General features: G+C 45.7%; 12 protein-coding genes. 8 read left to right on the top strand and 4 right to left on the bottom strand.

Annotated elements, in window-relative coordinates; translation table 11 throughout:
- Positions 1-61: 61 nt before the first annotated feature.
- Entirely contained in the window at positions 62-3,400 is a 3,339-nt protein-coding gene (gene secA / locus LZG94_RS23235) for a preprotein translocase subunit SecA (protein ID WP_233794061.1), read from the bottom strand.
- Positions 3,401-3,758: 358 nt separating this feature from the next.
- Here secA and LZG94_RS23230 point away from each other — a divergent pair, with 358 nt between their 5' ends.
- The 7 genes from LZG94_RS23230 (at position 3,759) to bshC (ending at position 14,159) form a co-directional block, all read left to right on the top strand.
- The gene (locus LZG94_RS23230; protein ID WP_215236139.1) at positions 3,759-3,992 is read left to right on the top strand and encodes a PspC domain-containing protein; all 234 of its coding nucleotides are present in this window, start codon (positions 3,759-3,761) and stop codon (positions 3,990-3,992) included.
- Between the two features lie 146 nt (positions 3,993-4,138).
- Entirely contained in the window at positions 4,139-5,317 is a 1,179-nt protein-coding gene (locus LZG94_RS23225) for an acetyl-CoA C-acyltransferase (RefSeq protein ID WP_233794060.1), read from the top strand.
- A 104-nt stretch (positions 5,318-5,421) separates the two neighbouring features.
- Positions 5,422-6,429: a glycosyltransferase family 2 protein gene (locus tag LZG94_RS23220; RefSeq protein ID WP_233794059.1), complete on the top strand. Its 1,008-nt coding sequence runs from the start codon at positions 5,422-5,424 to the stop codon at positions 6,427-6,429.
- A complete protein-coding gene (locus LZG94_RS23215) occupies positions 6,426-7,541 on the top strand; it encodes a glycosyltransferase (protein ID WP_215236142.1) in 1,116 nt (371 codons plus the stop codon). The genes LZG94_RS23220 and LZG94_RS23215 overlap by 4 nt, the downstream gene beginning before the upstream one ends.
- Position 7,542: 1 nt before the next feature.
- A complete protein-coding gene (locus LZG94_RS23210) occupies positions 7,543-10,434 on the top strand; it encodes a putative Ig domain-containing protein (protein WP_233794058.1) in 2,892 nt (963 codons plus the stop codon).
- A 143-nt stretch (positions 10,435-10,577) separates the two neighbouring features.
- Entirely contained in the window at positions 10,578-12,404 is a 1,827-nt protein-coding gene (locus LZG94_RS23205) for an acyl-CoA dehydrogenase family protein (protein ID WP_233794057.1), read from the top strand.
- Between the two features lie 168 nt (positions 12,405-12,572).
- Positions 12,573-14,159, top strand: a complete 1,587-nt coding sequence (gene bshC / locus LZG94_RS23200; RefSeq protein WP_233794056.1) for a bacillithiol biosynthesis cysteine-adding enzyme BshC — start codon at positions 12,573-12,575, stop codon at positions 14,157-14,159.
- Between the two features lie 6 nt (positions 14,160-14,165).
- Here bshC and LZG94_RS23195 read toward each other — a convergent pair whose 3' ends face one another.
- The 3 genes from LZG94_RS23195 to LZG94_RS23185 all read right to left on the bottom strand — a co-directional run bounded on the left by LZG94_RS23195 (position 14,166) and on the right by LZG94_RS23185 (position 16,626).
- Positions 14,166-15,224: a hypothetical protein gene (locus tag LZG94_RS23195; protein WP_233794055.1), complete on the bottom strand. Its 1,059-nt coding sequence runs from the start codon at positions 15,222-15,224 to the stop codon at positions 14,166-14,168.
- Entirely contained in the window at positions 15,184-15,792 is a 609-nt protein-coding gene (locus LZG94_RS23190; protein ID WP_215236146.1) for a hypothetical protein, read from the bottom strand. Before LZG94_RS23190 ends, LZG94_RS23195 begins: the two co-directional genes overlap by 41 nt.
- A 270-nt stretch (positions 15,793-16,062) precedes the next feature.
- Complete coding sequence (locus tag LZG94_RS23185; protein ID WP_233794054.1) at positions 16,063-16,626, bottom strand: RNA polymerase sigma factor; 564 nt, start codon at positions 16,624-16,626, stop codon at positions 16,063-16,065.
- A gap of 179 nt (positions 16,627-16,805) precedes the next feature.
- Between LZG94_RS23185 and LZG94_RS23180 the strand changes: the two genes are divergently transcribed.
- Positions 16,806-18,029: a 4-hydroxy-3-methylbut-2-enyl diphosphate reductase gene (locus LZG94_RS23180; RefSeq protein ID WP_233794053.1), complete on the top strand. Its 1,224-nt coding sequence runs from the start codon at positions 16,806-16,808 to the stop codon at positions 18,027-18,029.
- The last annotated feature ends 79 nt before the right edge of the window (positions 18,030-18,108 follow it).

Raw genomic sequence — 18,108 nt, 5'->3', positions numbered from 1 at the left:
CAAAAAGCCCTGCCTTTCTATTCTGAGAAGGCAGGGCTTGTATTATTTTTTAGAAAAACGACTATTCAATTACTACGCATTCGCCGTTTTTCACTTCCTGTTCTACTTTTTTAAATTTCACATCGCGCAGGATCCGACCGTCGCGATATTGAACGGATACCTTCTGGTTACGGTCTGCAATACGCTCGATGCGAACGGGCTGCGCCTTTGTTGAAGACTCTGTACGAGCATATCTGCTATCTTCAATATCCAGATCAATATCTTCTTCCTTGTTGGTATGCAACTCAGGCGCGGGTGCCGGGCGGCGTACCGTTTGCTGTACAGCAGTAGCAGGAACAGCCTCTTCCTGAGGAATATCCGCCTTCATCAGGAAGGATATCATATCAAAGTTTACCTTGCTCAGGAAGCGTTTGAACAGTTCTACCGATTCGAATTTATAAATCAATAAAGGATCTTTTTGTTCAAATACGGCATTCTGAACCGACTGTTTCAAATCGTCCATTTCACGCAAATGCTCTTTCCATTCCTGGTCGATCAGCGAAAGCACGATCGCTTTCTCCATTTCGTGCGTAATTTCCTTACCCTCGTTATCGATGGCTTTTTTCAATCCCACTACCACACCAGTTTGGCGAAGTCCGTCACTGAAAGGGATCATAATCTCCGTAACCGTAGCGCCTCTCTCTGCGTGGATCGAACGGAGAATTGGCAATGCTTTTTGCGAAATCGCATTGTTCTTCTCCTGATATTGCTTCTCAGCAGCTTCATAAAGACGCTGCGACCGATCTCCCGGTTTGAACGAATTGTATTCCGATTCACTGAATGGAAGTTCCATACCCAGCGTAGTAATGGCCGCCAATTCGAGCTCTGCGTAAGTTCCGGCAGTATTTGTCAGTTCATCACACACATCGAAAAGGGTATTGGCAATATCCACAGCCAAACGATCTCCAAAGAGTGCATTCCGGCGGCGGGTATAGATCGCGTCACGCTGGTAGTTCATGACATCGTCATATTCCAGCAAACGTTTCCGCATTCCAAAGTTGTTTTCCTCCACCTTTTTCTGCGCACGCTCGATCGATTTCGTGATCATGCCGCTCTGGATCACCTCGCCTTCTTCCAGCCCCATTCTATCCATTACCTTCGCCATCCGGTCAGAACCGAACAAACGCATCAGGTTATCTTCAAGGGAAACAAAGAACTGGGAAGAACCCGGGTCACCCTGGCGACCTGAACGTCCGCGTAACTGTCTGTCGACGCGGCGACTTTCGTGCCTTTCAGTACCAATAATGGCCAAACCGCCCGCTTTTTTCGCTTCCGGCGTAAGTTTAATATCCGTACCGCGACCTGCCATGTTGGTAGCAATGGTCACAGTTCCGGGCTTACCAGCTTCGGCAACTACTTCTGCCTCACGCTGGTGCTGTTTTGCATTCAGTACCTGGTGGGCGATCTTACGCAGGGTAAGCATGCGGCTGATGATCTCGGAGTTTTCAACCGAAGTCGTACCTACCAAAACCGGCCTGCCTGCTTCTACCAGCTCCACGATCTCGTCGGTAACCGCATTGTATTTTTCACGCACCGAACGGTACACTTTGTCTTCCTGATCTTTACGAACAGCAGTTACATTGGTCGGGATAGAAACTACGTCCAACTTGTAAATTTCCCAGAATTCACCTGCTTCTGTTTCCGCAGTACCCGTCATACCAGCCAATTTGTGGTACATCCGGAAGTAATTTTGGAGAGTAACCGTCGCGTAAGTCTGTGTAGCGTCTTCAACCCTTACACTTTCTTTGGCTTCGATAGCCTGGTGCAAACCGTCAGAATAGCGGCGACCTTCCATGATACGGCCGGTCTGCTCATCTACGATCTTAACCTTTCCGTCCATGATCACATATTCCACATCTTTTTCGAAGAGTGTAAATGCTTTCAGTAACTGGTTCACGGTGTGAATGCGGGCAGTTTTTACAGAATAATCACGGATTAGGGATTCCTTCTTGATAATCCGTTCCTGCTCGCTCAGTGAAGTATCTTTTTCGATCGCATCGAGATCAACTGCGATATCGGGGAGAATAAAGAAATTCGTTTCTTCCGATTCGCCTGTTAAGAAGTCAATTCCTTTTTCGGTCAGCTCAATGCTATTGTGGCGCTCATCGATCGTAAAATACAATGGCGCATCGGCTACCGGCATTAATTTCTGATTTTCAGCAAGGTGGATCGATTCCGATTCCTGCATGATAGCTTTAATACCCGATTCACTGAGGTATTTGATCAAAGGCTTGTATTTCGGCATACCGCGGTGTGCACGGAACAATGCCAGGCCACCTTCTTTTTTATCTCCCGCCGCAATTTTTTTCTTGGCATCATTTAAAAAGTCCATTGCAAGCTTCTTCTGAGCTTCAACAATGCGCGAAACGCGGGGCTTTAATTCAATGTATTCCTGCTCGTCGCCGCGTGGTACCGGCCCGCTGATGATCAATGGCGTACGTGCATCATCGATCAAAACGGAGTCAACCTCATCGACCATAGCGAAGTGGTGCTTGCGCTGAACCAGCTCTTCCGTAGTCCGTGACATATTGTCACGCAGGTAGTCAAAACCAAATTCGTTGTTTGTTCCGTAAGTAAGGTCCGCTTTGTAAGCATTTCTTCTCGCGTTGGTATTAGGCTGGTGGCGGTCGATACAGTCGACGCTTAAACCGTGGAATTCAAAAAGAGGCGCATTCCACTCAGCATCACGTTTTGCGAGGTAATCATTGACAGTTACAATATGTACTCCCTGACCAGCCAATGCATTCAAAAACGCAGGTAACGTCGCAACAAGCGTTTTACCTTCACCAGTCGCCATTTCGGAGATCTTACCCTGGTGAAGCACAACCCCACCGATCAGCTGCACATCATAATGCAGCATATTCCATTTAATAGGCTGGCCGATTACGTCCCAGGTTGTATTCCAATATGCCTTATCGCCTTCGATCCGGATATGTGACTTACGTGCAGCAACTTCGCGGTCGAAGAAATTGGCAGTCACTTCCAGCTGTTCATTTTCTTTAAAACGGCGGGCTGTGTCTTTTACGATCGCAAATGCTTTTGGAAGAATTTCCAATAATACCCTTTCCAATTCCTTGTTCCTGTCCAGTTCAAGGGCGTCGATTCTTTTGAAGATTACTTCTTTGCTATCCACATTAGGCTCGTCGGCCGCCTCTTGTCTCAACGACGCGATCTGGTCGTCGATGGATTTAAGCTGATCTGATATATGCTGTTTCAGGTTTTCCGACTGGGCCCTGAGTTCGTCATTTGTTAAAGAAGCTAACAGAGCATATTCGGCATTCACTTTACCCACGTACGGGGTCAGTTCTTTCAAATCCCGTTCTGATTTGGTGCCAAATAGCTTAGAGAATATTTTAAACATGGTTTATATATTTTATATCGTTCATTCTCAAACAAAAAATTAAGCCTGTCGCAAATAGGTGCCAGATTGTCAGCACACAAGCTTATTCCAATTCCAAAGGTAATTCATTGCCAATTCTGTTGCGCAACATCTTTGATTTTCCTAATACAGATCTAACGCATTTGCCTATTTCGATGGATTAATTTCAGTCGATACGCGACTTTGTTTTTGACGTGACAGCTTTTATCCCGCATTTCATCCATATACCACAAAATACAACCCGTGCTCCCGGCAAAAAGCCGCTTATAAAGAAAGATAACAACTACTATGTAATGCATAGTAGCTTTGAATCATCAAAACGAAATAAACACAAACAGCCATGAACCATAACAGATTATATCGCAATACAGCAAACAAAATGATTGGTGGAGTAGCTTCCGGCCTTGCAGATTACTTTCAGATCGATGTAACGATCGTTCGGGTATTATTCGTGCTGGCAGTTTTTATCCCTGTCACTTTCCCGATCGTCTTCCTTTACATTATCCTATGGATCGTCATGCCGGATATTGCAAAAAGACCAAAATCAATCATTGAGGAGAACTTTCACTCCTAGATTTTAATAATCCATCAGTAAAGACTTCGTAGTTGCAAACCGCCGGAAATTGTTTTCCGGCGGTTTGTTGTTTTATGTTAAATTTCTATTTTTACCTGATAGTATGCCTGCATACTATCTATTTTTCATCGACTTAAAATAGCTATATGAACGCATATATTGTAGCGGGCTACCGGACCGCGGTTGGAAAAGCTTCGAGAGGCGGCTTCCGGTTTACACGCCCCGATGACCTTGGAGCGACAGTAATCAAACATTTACTGGAACAGCTCCCTCAACTGGACCCTACCCAGGTTGACGATGTGATTGTCGGCAATGCGGTACCCGAAGCTGAGCAGGGAATGCAAATGGGACGTTACGTCGCTTTGCTCGCATTGCCACAAAACGTATCAGGAATTACGATCAACAGATATTGCGGCTCAGGCGTGGAGGCAATTGCGATGGCCTCTGCGAAAATACACGCAGGAATGGCTGAATGCATTATTGCAGGAGGTACCGAATCTATGTCTATGGTACCGACAATGGGCTGGAAAACTGCATTGAACTACGAAATCGCACATACGAATCCGCAATACTACCTGAGTATGGGACTTACGGCCGAGCAGGTTGCGAAAGACTTCAATATCAGCCGTGAAAAGCAGGATGAATTTTCTTTTCAATCTCACCAAAAAGCATTGCGGGCGCAGAAAGAAGGCTGGTTTGCAGACGGAATTGTGCCTGTTACCGTGAAAGAAACCTATTTCGACGCGGCTTCGGGCAAGAAGAAAACGAGAGAATTGGTGGTGAGCCAGGACGAAGGTCCGCGCGCGGACACTACGCTGGAAGCTTTGAACAAGCTAAAACCTGTATTTGCTGCCGGTGGCTCGGTTACCGCGGGTAACTCGTCGCAAACTTCCGACGGGGCTGCATTTGTGATGGTCATGTCGGAGAATATGGTTAATAAACTGAACCTCAAACCAATCGCAAGAATGCTATCCTACGCAACTGCGGGCGTAGACCCACGAATTATGGGCATCGGGCCGGTTGCGGCTATTCCTACTGCGTTGAGACAGGCGGGTTTGAGATTGCAGGATATCGAGCAGATTGAATTGAATGAAGCTTTTGCGGCACAGTCACTGGCCGTGATCCAGGAGCTGGATATTAACCCTGAAATTGTCAATCCAAATGGCGGCGCGATCGCGCTGGGCCACGCGCTAGGATCGACGGGCGCACGTTTATCGGTGCAGTTGTTCAATGAAATGAAGCGGCAAAATCAGAAATATGGTATGGTAACTGCCTGCGTTGGCGGCGGGCAGGGAGTGGCCGGAATCTTTGAAAGGCTCAATTAACCGGCAACTAACTAATTAAATTCTAATCGACGATCTCCGTGGAAGGTTTGCCCTTGTTCCACGGAGATTTTCTATTTTTACGCGTCTAACTTGCACGCTTTTTCATGGATGTATCCATCATCATCATTAATTACCGCACTTCACAACTCATCATTAATTGTTTAAAGTCGATTCATCAGTTCACTTCCGGAGTGACGTTTGAGGTAATAATTGTTGACAATGATCCTGAAAATGGCGGCGGCGACCTGATCCGCGCCTCTTATCCCGAAGTACGCTGGATAGACCTTCCTTCCAACCCGGGTTTTGGTATTGCTAATAACGAGGGTATGGCGATCGCAAAAGGGAAGTATTTTCTGTTACTTAATGCAGATACTTTACTGACAGACAATGTGATAGGCCGCTGTTTCACGCGCATGGAAGCCAAGCAGGATATGATCGCCTGCGGTGCTTTGCAATATTACGCAGACGGAACACCAATGCCTTTTTACCAGAGTTTCAACGAGTTTCGCAAGACGTTTTTCATACTTCCGCCGGGCCGCCTGACAGAGAATATACTAAACCGTTTTTACCCGGAACCTGATTACAAAGATCCCGATCAGTACGATTGGCTGGTCGGCGCATTCATCTTTCTGCGCCGCGAGGGATTTGAAAAAACAGGCGGTTTCAGCCCTGATTTTTTTATGTATGGAGAAGATGTAGAATGGTCGGGCAGGCTTGGAAAGTTGGGAAAACTGTGCTATTTCAAAGACTGCACATTTATTCATCTTGAAAATAACAACCCTTTCCGGCGCACGAACATTTCGTGGATCAACCGGTTCAGTACCCAAATGCAGGTGTCTAATTTCCTATGGATCCGGAAGCAATATGGTGTTTTTCAGTACCTTTTGCTGATCGCGCATTATATATGTATGGTGCCCGTCATTTTTGGGTGGAAAATCGCATTGAATATCAAAAGTGGCAGAAATCCATTTGCTGAGCTCAGGACGCAGCGGATCTATGTTAGAAAAACAAAGGTGATTTTAAAATATTTCTGGCAAACGTTACTCTTAAAAAAAGGGTCTTATAAGATAAAACCACAGGAGAACATTGACCTTTTAACCGCCTCTGCATGAATAGTACTAAGAAAAAAATACTGTTTTTCACGCCCTATGCGACAAGGACAGGATCGGAAATGATGCTGTTGTATATTCTTAAAAAGATCGACCGTTCCCGTTTCGACGTAGGTATAGTAAGTTTTGCCAATGGAGAATTATTAAAAGATTTTCCCGAGGACATTCCAAGATTTATTGCGCCGCGTCACTTCAATATCTTGCAAAAAGTATCCTATCATCTTGGTATTAACCCTATTCACAAGTATTTACGAAAACTTGCGAAGGATTTTAATGCGGATTTCTGGTACGTGAATACCACTATGATACCGGAATCCATTGTGATAGCGAAGGAGTTTTCGATTAAAGTGGTTACCCATTTTCACGAAATGCCCCTGACCTACGCTTACCTGAGTGGCCCCGATTTCAAGGGTATCGTTGATTACTCGCATTTGCTGATCGGCTGCTCGCAGGCTACCTGTGACGCACTTAGTAATGCAGGCGGCAAAAATATTGGCTTACTCCATTCCTTTATCGACCATAAACTGGTCAAGCAAGATAACGAGCGCAGCAGCCAGTTGAGAAAGGATCTAGGCATACCTGAAAAAGCATTCGTTTGGGTATTGTCAGGAATGACTTCTGAGCGAAAAGGTTTCGATATGCTGCCTGATATTGCGGCTGAGGTCAATGACCCCAACGTTCACCTGATCTGGGTGGGCGCTAAGATCGATGACGGGCTCGTTTACTATACTGAACAAAGGTGCATTCACTCCAAATCGGCGACCAAAATTCATTTGGTGGGAAAGCAGAAAGAAGATTATTATAACTACCTTAACGTGGGTAACGGTTTTCTGCTCACTTCCCGGCAAGACCCATTTCCACTGGTAATGATTGAAGCTGCGCTGTTGGGAAAACCTATCGTTTCGTTTCCTTCGGGAGGCGTTTCTGAGTTTATCCAGGATGGAATGGGCCTCGTGACCAAGGATCTGAGTGTGAGGCAGATGGTAGCAGGAATGCGGTCAGTAATGGAAGGAAAAGTGACGGTTAATAGTGCAAAAAGCATTGAGCGCGCAGGTCAATTCAATGTGGAAAACGGATACAACGAGTGGATCAAATTAATTGACAAAAAGTTTTAGCATGTTCAATTCTACGAACGCATTTCATCATCTCAATAAGCTATTTTTTCTGGTATTCGGCCTGTTTCTTGCACAGCAACCGCTATCAGCCCAAATTGATAAAAAAACAGCGGAAGTTGATCCACAAAGGTATCTGGCACTGATGCTACTGAACCTGACCGACGCTGATAACCGTGGTCCCGAGCCGGAACTGATCACAGCCGCCAGTCAGTACGGCCTCAATGCAGTTTATATCACAATTCCTTGGGACAAAGTATATTACAGCTCTCCTACTGAAACTCCGAAGTGGGCCAAGTACGATGAACAGATCAAAATAGCCACTGATCTCGGCATGAAAGTGGCGCTCCGCATTCACCTAGGGAGACACAGCACACGTATCAAAGGTTTTTGGGAACCTTCTGACAGCCAGTTCAGCCACTCCGACCAGCCGCTGCTAGGGGGATATCAGGATACTTTCTTCGGGTTTGATAATCAAGCTATTGTAAATAAGGGAATTGCGTTTGTGAAGGAAACGGTGACCCGCTACAAACATTTACAGACTACCAACAAACTGCTTTACGTTTCCGTCACCAATACTCCCACTCAGGAAGGCGAATATCCCGGCGGCCTGATCACCGGCGGCAAGGAAAGCACGGCTGTTTACGATTATTCGAAAACAATGGTAGCTGGCTTTCGAACCTGGCTGAAAGACCATTACAAAAAAATCGAGCGCCTCAATTTTCTCTGGGGCATGAATTACAAGACTTTTAATGACCCTTATCCGCCTTTTACAGCCTGGGACCCGGAAGAATCTTTCAGGCAGCGGGCTGGAAAGGACTGGTATATCTACCGGCACGAGGCGATGAAAAAGTATTTCGAACAAATGATCGGAGCTGTAAAATCCGTTGATCCTGGCGTTAAGTTCGTTTCCGATTATGGTTCAGTATTTGATGCGGCTTCCGTCATGCGCGGGACGCTGGGTTTCAAGGATCTGAATGAAAAATCAGATGGGATTAAGATTAACGACAGCCCTAATTACGATCACAGGTGGTCGGTGGATATTGTAAAAAGTAATATGCCGGCTGATTTTATCACGGCTAATGAACTGTTTGTCAGCTCATATCTCGACAATAACACGCATTTAAAACAGATCACAGAGAATTTTGCCCACGGTGCGAATGTGGTCGCGGTCGTAATCTCTACAAAAGATCAAATGGCGCGATCGGAGGGATTTCTCCGGCCTGCTGCATCGAACTGGCTCGGCCAACCTTTACAGCCTATTACTTACAGCGAATCTGTCAGCTACCGGCTTTCTGCCGCGGTTGAAAAAAAGGGCGCGATCAATGTGATTTTTTCTGAATGGTCGAAACGCGCTTATGCAAATCCGGCCAGCCCGAAACCTGTGCAGGTGAAGCTGGAAGAAGACCTGCTTACGCCGGAATACTGGAACGATGCGTCAAACTATGCGCCTTACGTTTTTCGTCCGGTGCCGATGCAGATCATCGCGGTCAACAAGGATTTTACTTACAAACTGCCTATTGACACCTTTTCGGATGTGGACGGTACGATTGTAAAAGTAGAAGTAGGCGGCCTGCCTTCGTGGTTAAGATTTGAAAACGGGACACTGATCGGTCGGCCAACTGCGCTTGGCGACTACCGGATCACAGTGAAAGGAACTGACGATGAGGGAGGTTCTACGGATGCTTTTTTCACGATCCGGGTTGATACCAGGGAAAATGCGAACAAGCCGCCGACTGTTGATGCTAATTTTTCCAATCAGATGGTCGCCATCGGGAAGCCTTTCAGCTTTGCAATTCCAGCGGGTACATTTGAGGACAGTGACGGGGAAATTACCAGGATCGAAGCTGCTGAATTGCCTGGCTGGCTGAAATTTACGAACGGAACTTTAAGCGGTACGCCTGACAAACTGGGCGAGTACCGGATCATTTTCAAAGCGTACGACGATCTGAATGCATTTGTAGAAACCTATTTTACGATTCGTGTTGTAGAGCCTCAGTTCCTGAATGCACCGCCTTTTGCATCTACTACATTGCCTGTGAAATATGCACAGGTAAATATGCCTTTTAACTATATTTTACCTACCAATATCTTTGGAGACCCCGATGGTTATATTTCATCTATATCTGTCCAAAACCGGCCTTCCTGGCTCAATTTTGCTTTAAATGTGTTTTCAGGAACCCCCACTGAAGAAGGAGAATACAGGCTGATAATCCGGGCTTACGATAACGGCGGAGCATATGTGGAAATCCCGCTGATACTGAAAGTACAAACTCCCGAACTACGGTTTGAGCTCGTGCAAGGCGGCAGTAAAGTGGACCAGCGCGTGATCCGCAAACTCGCCGGCGACGATGTGGTAGCTTACGATTCACTTCCGCCGCTTCTGAACATTTACGCCTACGGAAATTTCGAATATGACCAGGTGACCTTCGAACTGGACGGGCCTTACAAACGGACTTCCACTACAAGCGTATTTCCGTATGCATTGTATGAAAATGCACGCGGATTTGCGCCTTACGTAGGCAGGTACACCCTCACGGTGACTGCCGCAGAAGAGGATTCTGCAATCGTTACCAACTCAATTCAGTTTAGTATTTCTTACGGGGATTCTGTGAATATCACCAAGAATATGGAGGAATGGGCATTTTATCCCAACCCGACAGAGAATATCATTAATATTAAACTCCCCGAAAATCAGACCGGCGACGAAATGTTGTATGAGGTTGTAATGGTCTCAGGTAAGCGGATCGCGCTTCCGGCGGGGCTGGTAACTGTTGCGGATAATCTGGCTTACATCGATCTCTCGGATCTGGGGTTATCATCAGGCATTTACTTTATCCGGGTCAATAGCGCGGGCGGCGAGCTGCTCAAACAGTTCAAGATCTTCAAAAAGTAACTATCAGCTAAAAAGCAGCGATTTTCCCTTACTATTTTTTCGCCGGCAGGATGCAGGCGTAATATAATTATGATTTATATTTGAGTTTATGAATAGTATGCTTGCATACTAATATTTCACATCGTTCTATAATAATCATTGATATGGCCGTTGCAGAAGCGAATAAAATATTCGAGCGAAGCTCTATCCGCGGAGGAGAGTTTTTGATTAAAGAAACCCAGGCTTCGCAAATATTTATCCCAGAAGAGTTTAACGAAGAGCAGCAGATGATTGCCGCTACTTGTCGCGAGTTCCTCGCCAAAGAAATCTGGCCGCGGCTGGATGAAATTGATCACGCCAAAAGTCCCGAACTGATCGCCAGCCTCATGGATAAGGCAGGTGAACTTGGCCTGCTGGGAACCGCGGTACCAGAGGAATATGGTGGTTTTGGGATGAATTTCAATACTTCTATGCTGGTAGCTGAGGCAACCGGCGCGGGTAACTCGTTTTCAGTCGCATTGTCTGCACACACCGGAATCGGGACGCTGCCGATATTGTATTATGGAAATGAAGAACAGAAATCTAAATACCTTCCAAAGCTGGCTTCCGGCGAGTGGAAAGCGGCTTACTGTCTGACTGAGCCGGATTCAGGATCAGATGCGAATTCGGCCAAAACCAAAGCGAGACTTTCTGGTGACGGGCAGCATTACATTGTGAACGGTCAGAAAATGTGGATCACGAATGGCGGCTTCGCGGATGTATTCATTGTTTTTGCCAAAGTCGAAGAGAATGGACAGACGGATAAAAACCTGACTGCATTCATTATAGATAAAACTTCGGGCGGCATTACGATGAACGAGCCGGAGCATAAAATGGGAATCAAAGGATCTGATACCCGCCAGATCTTCTTCAACGACTGCGAAGTGCCGGTTGAGAATATGCTTTCGGAGAGAGGTAATGGTTTCAAGATCGCGGTTAATATCCTGAATATAGGTCGGATAAAACTGGCTGCCGCTGCATTGGGCGGTGCAAAAAAAGTGGCCGAACAGGCAATCAATTACGCAAACGAGCGCAAGCAATTTGGCACTTCAATTGCCAATTTTGGAGCTATTAAACATAAAATCGCCGAAATGGCTGTGGGAATGTATGCTACCGAATCGGCGGCGTACCGGGTCGGGCAGAATATTGATGATTTAATAACCGCTTTCCAGGCAAAAGGAATGTCGGATTCCGAAGCAAAGTTGAAAGCTTTGGAAGAGCTCGCAATTGAATGCGCGATCATGAAAGTGCACGGTTCGGAGGTTTTGGATTTTGTGGTGGATGAAGGTGTCCAGATCTTCGGAGGAATGGGCTTTTCTGCCGATGCGCCCATGGACAGAGCTTATCGCGACAGCCGGATAAACCGGATTTTTGAAGGCACCAACGAGATCAACCGAATGCTCGTGGTCGATATGCTTTTGAAGCGCGCCATGAAAGGTCAGCTTGACCTGATGGGCCCTGCGGCGGCAGTTGGAAAGGAAATTATGTCTATTCCTGATTTTGGTGCGGACGAAGAGGAAACGCTTTTTGCAAAGGAAAAAAAGGTAGTCAGAAATCTAAAAAAGGCAGTATTGATGGTCGCCGGGGCTGCGGTGCAGAAGTTTATGATGAAGCTTTCAGAAGAGCAGGAGATTATCATGAGCCTGGCCGATATGGTGATCGAGATATATGTAGCCGAATCTGTTTTGCTGCGGGTGGAAAAACGCATTGGGCTGCTCGGCGAAGAGCGAAATGCATTGCAAAAGGATTTAGCATTGGTATACCTGAACCGTTCGGTAGAAAAAGTCAATTCGGCCGGACGTGCCGCAATCACTAGTTTCGCAGAGAGCGACGAGTTGAATGTGATGTTAATGGGATTAAAACGCTTCACGAAAATTGAACCGTCGAATCTTAAAAATGCCCGCCGCCGCATTGCAGATGAGCTTATTGCCAAGAATAATTACACTTTCTGATCTAAAATAGTAGGTTCAAAAAAAGGCCGGATTTGCATGGATCCGGCCTTTCTTGTAACCGCTTACGGGGTTTTTTATTCTTCTTCAAAATACGCAACTTTGGGAAACCAAAATCCGCGATTTTCACGTTAGATCTTTGGTTTCGAATGAACACAAAAGCAAAAAACGTTGGATTCTCTACAAGCTGCTGAAAAGCCACCTTTCACGACTCTGCATACTGTGGATCTGCGTACAACCGGACAATTTCCCGCGTTACTGCTGGATTATCTTGATCAAAAAGCGCCACTATCTGAGTTTTACAGCAATTTTCCGACGCTTGAAAATGCGAAAGCTGCTATTTTAAACAAGAGCGCTTTTGAGACTGAAAAAAGAAAGGTACTGGTAGAAACCCTCGAAAGTCAATACAACGGGCTGGCTGATCTGCCTGATTTTTCGCTGTTGCTCGATGAAAAGACTTTCACTGTTACCACGGGACATCAGCTTAACATCTTCACAGGGCCGCTTTACATTATTTACAAGATCGTAACGACGATCAAGCTCGCCCGCGCTTTGAAAGAGACTTACCCGGAATACAATTTTGTGCCGGTATATTGGATGGCGACCGAAGACCATGATTTTGAGGAAATTGCGTCCGTGCACTTATTTGGAGAAACCCACAAATGGACAGGGGATCATAAAGGCGCAGTAGGCAGGCTGAATCCAAAAGAGCTGGAAAGTATATTGAAACAACTTCCCGGCAAGCCTGACCTTTTTGCAAGAGCATATCTTGAAAATAATACACTCGCCGACGCGGTACGATGTTACATGCACGAGTTATTCGGGCATTACGGCCTCGTTACCCTCGACGCCGATCACGCGGATCTCAAACGCTCCTTTCTTCCCGTTATCAAAGAAGAACTTACCAATTCCATTTCGGGAAAACTGGTAAATGAAACGACAGCAAAGCTCAATTCGCTGGGCTATCATACGCCGCTGAATGCGCGCGAGATCAATCTCTTTTACCTGGACGAAAACCTGCGGGAGCGCATTACAAAAGAAGGTAATGTGTACAAAGTGTTAAATACAGACTTAACTTTTTCAGAAACCGAAATATTGCATCTGGCCGAAACCAAGCCTGAAATTTTCAGTCCAAATGTGATTTTAAGGCCGCTTTACGAAGAGATCATCCTGCCTAATCTCGCGTATATCGGTGGGCCGTCAGAAGTACCTTACTGGATGCAACTGAAAGGTGTATTCGACCATTTTTCGGTTCCTTTCCCGATGTTGATCCCGAGAAACTTTGCGCTGTACATTACGGGGCATCAATGTAAAAAGGTTAAAAAACTGAACATCAGTTATCAGGAGTTGTTTTTGGATGAAGTCGCTTTACGCAAAACTTTTATCGAAAAAAATACAGCGCATATCCTGGACCTGGACGATCAGAAAGAGGAATTTAACAGGATATTCGAAGCTATATTGGAGAAGGCTGTTGCTGTGGATCAGACTATGCTGGGCGCTGTGAAAGCGGAGCAAACCAGGTTGTTGCATTCACTTAAACATCTGGAAAAGAGGATTGTAAGAGCAGAAGAACGTAATCATCAATCTGAAATTGAACAGCTGCTGGCGCTCAAAAACAAACTGTTCCCGAACGGAATCGCCCAGGAACGGTATGATAATCTCTTTAGTTTTTATACGAGCGACCCGGCATTTATTGAGAAACTTTTCAATGCGTTCGATCCGCTGAATTTCAGTTACAATGTGATTTTAGAGGAATAGAAACGCTTACTCTTTAAGCCTTACATCGCCGTAACGCGAGTTGATCGTAATCTTTGTCCCCGAGCCGGTACCTATCTTGCCCTGGTATTGCTTTATTTTATAGGATTTGTTATCCTTCGCAGGCTGCACCGAAAAATTGACGTTGCTGGTAGGATAGGTGAAATTCCCGTAAGTCACCGTGACATTGAACTGGTTGCCCTCCGCAGGCAATACTACCGAGGAGTAAGATGCTTGAATATCAAGATTTTGCGCAGAATTAGTCAGCTCGTCGATCTTGAAATTACCCGAATAGTTCAGTCTTATTTTCCCGGTTCCCCTGATGGTGCCGATCTTGGCGCCCGAATAATTAATATCCGCATCCAGATTAAATACATCACCGATATTCAGCTCGCCTGATTTATTGGTCAAGAGGATCTTCCTGCCGTGATCCAGGCTCAGCTTGGAGTATTCGAATTCCAATTTACCCCCGTCCATTTTGCCGATTTTTGCGCTGCCATATTTCACATCGATCACATTATCAGCATTTTCGAGCAGGTTAGCTACAAAATTTCCATGCTTGGAATCAATAGTAAGCGGCGCGTGAAAGGAAGGAATATCCGTGTCGCCGAACTTATTACGGACGATCAATGCATTCTCTTTCGGCATATACACCGTATAGTCGATCTGCACATAATTCTTTTCGCCCTTCCGGTTGTTCCAGCCATTGTTGGCAAACTGTCCGCGGTCGATTTGGGTGGTTAATGCAATCTGATCCTTACTCCTTTTTTCGTCGATATTCACAGAACCCAGATATTGCGAGGCGCGACCGTCGGAAGCTGCATTAGCCGTGATCAGTATCTCGACCTTGATCTCTTCCTTGCTCCACAGGTTGATCTTGACCTGACCGAACTGGTTGTCCACCACCAGCACATCACTTTTCTTTACATCAAAAACCTTGATGATATTCCTCCGTTTTTCAATAAGCCCGCCCTGTTCGGGATCGGTGGGCGCCGCGCTGAGCAAGTGCGGCAGAATAAGTGCTATATTAAATAACAGGAGCGCTGTTATTCTCTTTTTCGCTGTCATCTTTGACTTTATTAATACGTTGCAAAATGTCTAATTGTTGGTTGAGAAGGTCAACCTGCCATTGTAGATTCTCGATCATCGCTTCCAGTAATGCTTCCTGGTTGGGCGCATTGGAGAGGTTGGATCTGAGGTTTTTGTAATTCACTTCCAGATTTTCAAGGTCAGCCGCAAAATCCTTGTACAATTCAGGATTATTCCGCGCGAGCTTGATGATCTCCTCCCTCTTCTGATCTATTGCAACATTGTATTGATTGAGTTCGCGGGCGTAAGTAGGCACTTTCAATGCCACACGCGGGTCGCGGGTAATGCCGTACTCGTTATTTAAATACACCATAAACCCGATTCCAAGGGCGAGAAAGACCCCGGCGGCAATGCGCCAGTCGAAATAGGGATTGGTTAGCCGCCTAATTTTTTTTTTGGATTTCTCCGGAACGATAGGAATTTCGTTGTGAAGCTGACTTTCGATTTGGCTCCATAAAGAATCCTGCGGTAAGAAAGTATCAAATCCATCCCTGTTATCTCTCACAAACCGCTCCAATCGATCCTTTTTATCTGAAGAATTTTTCATAGATTCATTAACGTGTCATGGGTAGATAATTTTTTCAAATCTGTTTTTTTTAGTTGAATGTCATTGGTAGTCACTGGTAGTCACTTGTAGTCACTGGTAGTCACTTGTAGTCACTTGTTGTCACTAGTATCATTCATTGTCATTTGTTGTCACTGGTAGTCATTTATTGTATTAAAAGTTGCGCGTTGTTACTGTATAAAACTATCAATGACAATCAATGACTAAAAATGACCACCAATGACACATTCAATGACCAAAACGCCCCCCACACTACCCCCCCAACATCTCCGTCAACTTCCGTTTCGCGCGCATATATTGGGTTCGCGATGTTGTTTCGCTGATTCCGAGTACTTCGCCTATTTCTTCGTGATCGTAGCCTTCGAACAGATACAGGCTTAATACCACGCGGTAACCGTCCGGCAATTTCTGGACCATATTCCTCACCCTTTCCACTTCCAGCGTGGTCTGGTTTTCGTCGAGGCCGAACGAATCTTCATTTCGGTCGCTATGTTCCAGGGTTTCCTGAAATTCGTCGATCTCCACCCATTTCACTTTCCGGCTGCGTAAATGGTTGATCGCTTTATTTACTACGATCTGTTTCAGCCAGGCGCCGAATGTCGCCTGCTGCCGGAACTGGTGCAGATTCGTAAATGCATCCACAAACGCCTCCTGCAAAGCATCTTCTGCCTCCCCCATATGGTTTAATATCCGCATGCAAATGTTGAACATGGCTTTGGAATACGACTTGTACAACTCGTATTGTGCCTTTCGTTCACCGAGTTTACAGCGTTCCACCAGTTCGACATGCCGGTCTGGGTATATTTGTGTTTTCAAGCAGAAGGTTTAATTTTTGAACGTTCTGTGTTAAAGACAATAGCGCCTCTTGCATGTTGCACGGCGCATTGGAATTTTTTTTAAAATCCGGATTTGAACAATGATAAACAGCCGATTGTTCTTATGCAGATGGAGTTCTGTTATCTTTGGCTGTTTGCTGCAATCTACCGAAATCATAAATGAAAACGTTTAATATCCCCGACTTTTACCGGAGCCAGATTATCACCCCGATCAAGGAATTTCGCCGGAAAAATGACAAGCTGAAAAGGGACTATTCGCCTACATTGCTCGATTTTGGCCCGGTACAGTTCCTGATCGCCCGCCATTTCGGATTTTGTTACGGAGTGGAAAATGCGATTGATATTGCCTACAAAGCGATTGCCGAAAATCCCGGAAAACGGATTTTCCTGCTAAGCGAAATGATCCATAATCCCGATGTGAACCGGGATCTGGTAGATCGTGGAGTTCAATTTATAATGGACACAAAAGGCAATCAGCTGATCGCGTGGGAAACGCTTACGACCAAGGATATTGTGATCGTTCCGGCTTTTGGGACTACGGTTGAAAATCAGCAAAAACTGGCTGAACTTGGCATTAACTCTTATGTGTATGATACAACATGCCCGTTCGTAGAAAAAGTCTGGAACCGCGCGGCGCAGATCGGCGAGAAGGATTATACGATTGTGGTGCACGGAAAACCGAAACACGAAGAAACCAGGGCAACATTTTCACACAGCAAAGAAAACGCGCCGACTGTGATAATCGAAAATATGGCGCAGGCTGAGCGGCTGGCCGAATATATGACAGGTTCCAGATCAGCGGAGCAGTTTTATACAGATTTTGAAGGACAATACTCGGACGGTTTCAATCCCGCCAGAGACCTGCAACGCATTGGGGTTGTAAACCAGACTACCATGCTGGCGTCGGACACGCAGGGCATTTCGGATTTCCTGAAAAACGTCATGATCCGGCACTATAACCTGCTCCCGGATCAGGTAGAGGCACATTTTGCCAATACCCGCGACACACTTTGCTACGCTACCAATGATAATCAGGATGCGACTTATGCATTGCTCACGCGCGAGGCCGATCTGGTAATCGTGGCGGGAGGTTATAACAGCTCCAATACGTCGCATTTGGTCGAACTTTGCGAGCAGAAACTACCTACTTATTTTATTGAATCGGTCAATAAGCTGCTTGATCGACAGCTGATCAGGCATTTTGATATGCATTTAAAAGAAGAGATCGTTTCGGAAAATTATATTCCTGAAAAAGCGCCTGTGAAGATTATGCTGACTTGCGGCGCTTCCTGCCCCGACGCGGTAGTAGATGCGATTTTGCTCCGGTTATTGTCATTTTTTGAAGGTGCCAAACCAATTGAAGAAGTGATGGAAGCGTTTTAATACCAGTTATATAAAGTTTCAGACCTTTAAATCATTTAGGATTCAATGTTCCGGGTGATTCGGTGATAAAAGTTAAATT

This window comes from Dyadobacter sp. CY343, from assembly GCF_021390335.1.
In the GTDB taxonomy this organism is placed as follows: Bacteria; Bacteroidota; Bacteroidia; order Cytophagales; family Spirosomataceae; genus Dyadobacter.
Note: the sequence above shows the minus strand (reverse complement) of the source record. Positions and strands in the feature narration are given on the sequence as shown.

What these genes read in the sequence shown, in the direction of transcription:
- secA (WP_233794061.1), bottom strand. Translation starts at nt 3,400, where the DNA reads ATGTTTAAAATATTCTCTAAGCTATTTGGCACCAAATCAGAACGGGAT.
- LZG94_RS23230 (WP_215236139.1), top strand. Translation starts at nt 3,759, where the DNA reads ATGAACCATAACAGATTATATCGCAATACAGCAAACAAAATGATTGGT.
- LZG94_RS23225 (WP_233794060.1), top strand. Translation starts at nt 4,139, where the DNA reads ATGAACGCATATATTGTAGCGGGCTACCGGACCGCGGTTGGAAAAGCT.
- LZG94_RS23220 (WP_233794059.1), top strand. Translation starts at nt 5,422, where the DNA reads ATGGATGTATCCATCATCATCATTAATTACCGCACTTCACAACTCATC.
- LZG94_RS23215 (WP_215236142.1), top strand. Translation starts at nt 6,426, where the DNA reads ATGAATAGTACTAAGAAAAAAATACTGTTTTTCACGCCCTATGCGACA.
- LZG94_RS23210 (WP_233794058.1), top strand. Translation starts at nt 7,543, where the DNA reads ATGTTCAATTCTACGAACGCATTTCATCATCTCAATAAGCTATTTTTT.
- LZG94_RS23205 (WP_233794057.1), top strand. Translation starts at nt 10,578, where the DNA reads ATGGCCGTTGCAGAAGCGAATAAAATATTCGAGCGAAGCTCTATCCGC.
- LZG94_RS23195 (WP_233794055.1), bottom strand. Translation starts at nt 15,224, where the DNA reads ATGACAGCGAAAAAGAGAATAACAGCGCTCCTGTTATTTAATATAGCA.
- LZG94_RS23190 (WP_215236146.1), bottom strand. Translation starts at nt 15,792, where the DNA reads ATGAAAAATTCTTCAGATAAAAAGGATCGATTGGAGCGGTTTGTGAGA.
- LZG94_RS23180 (WP_233794053.1), top strand. Translation starts at nt 16,806, where the DNA reads ATGAAAACGTTTAATATCCCCGACTTTTACCGGAGCCAGATTATCACC.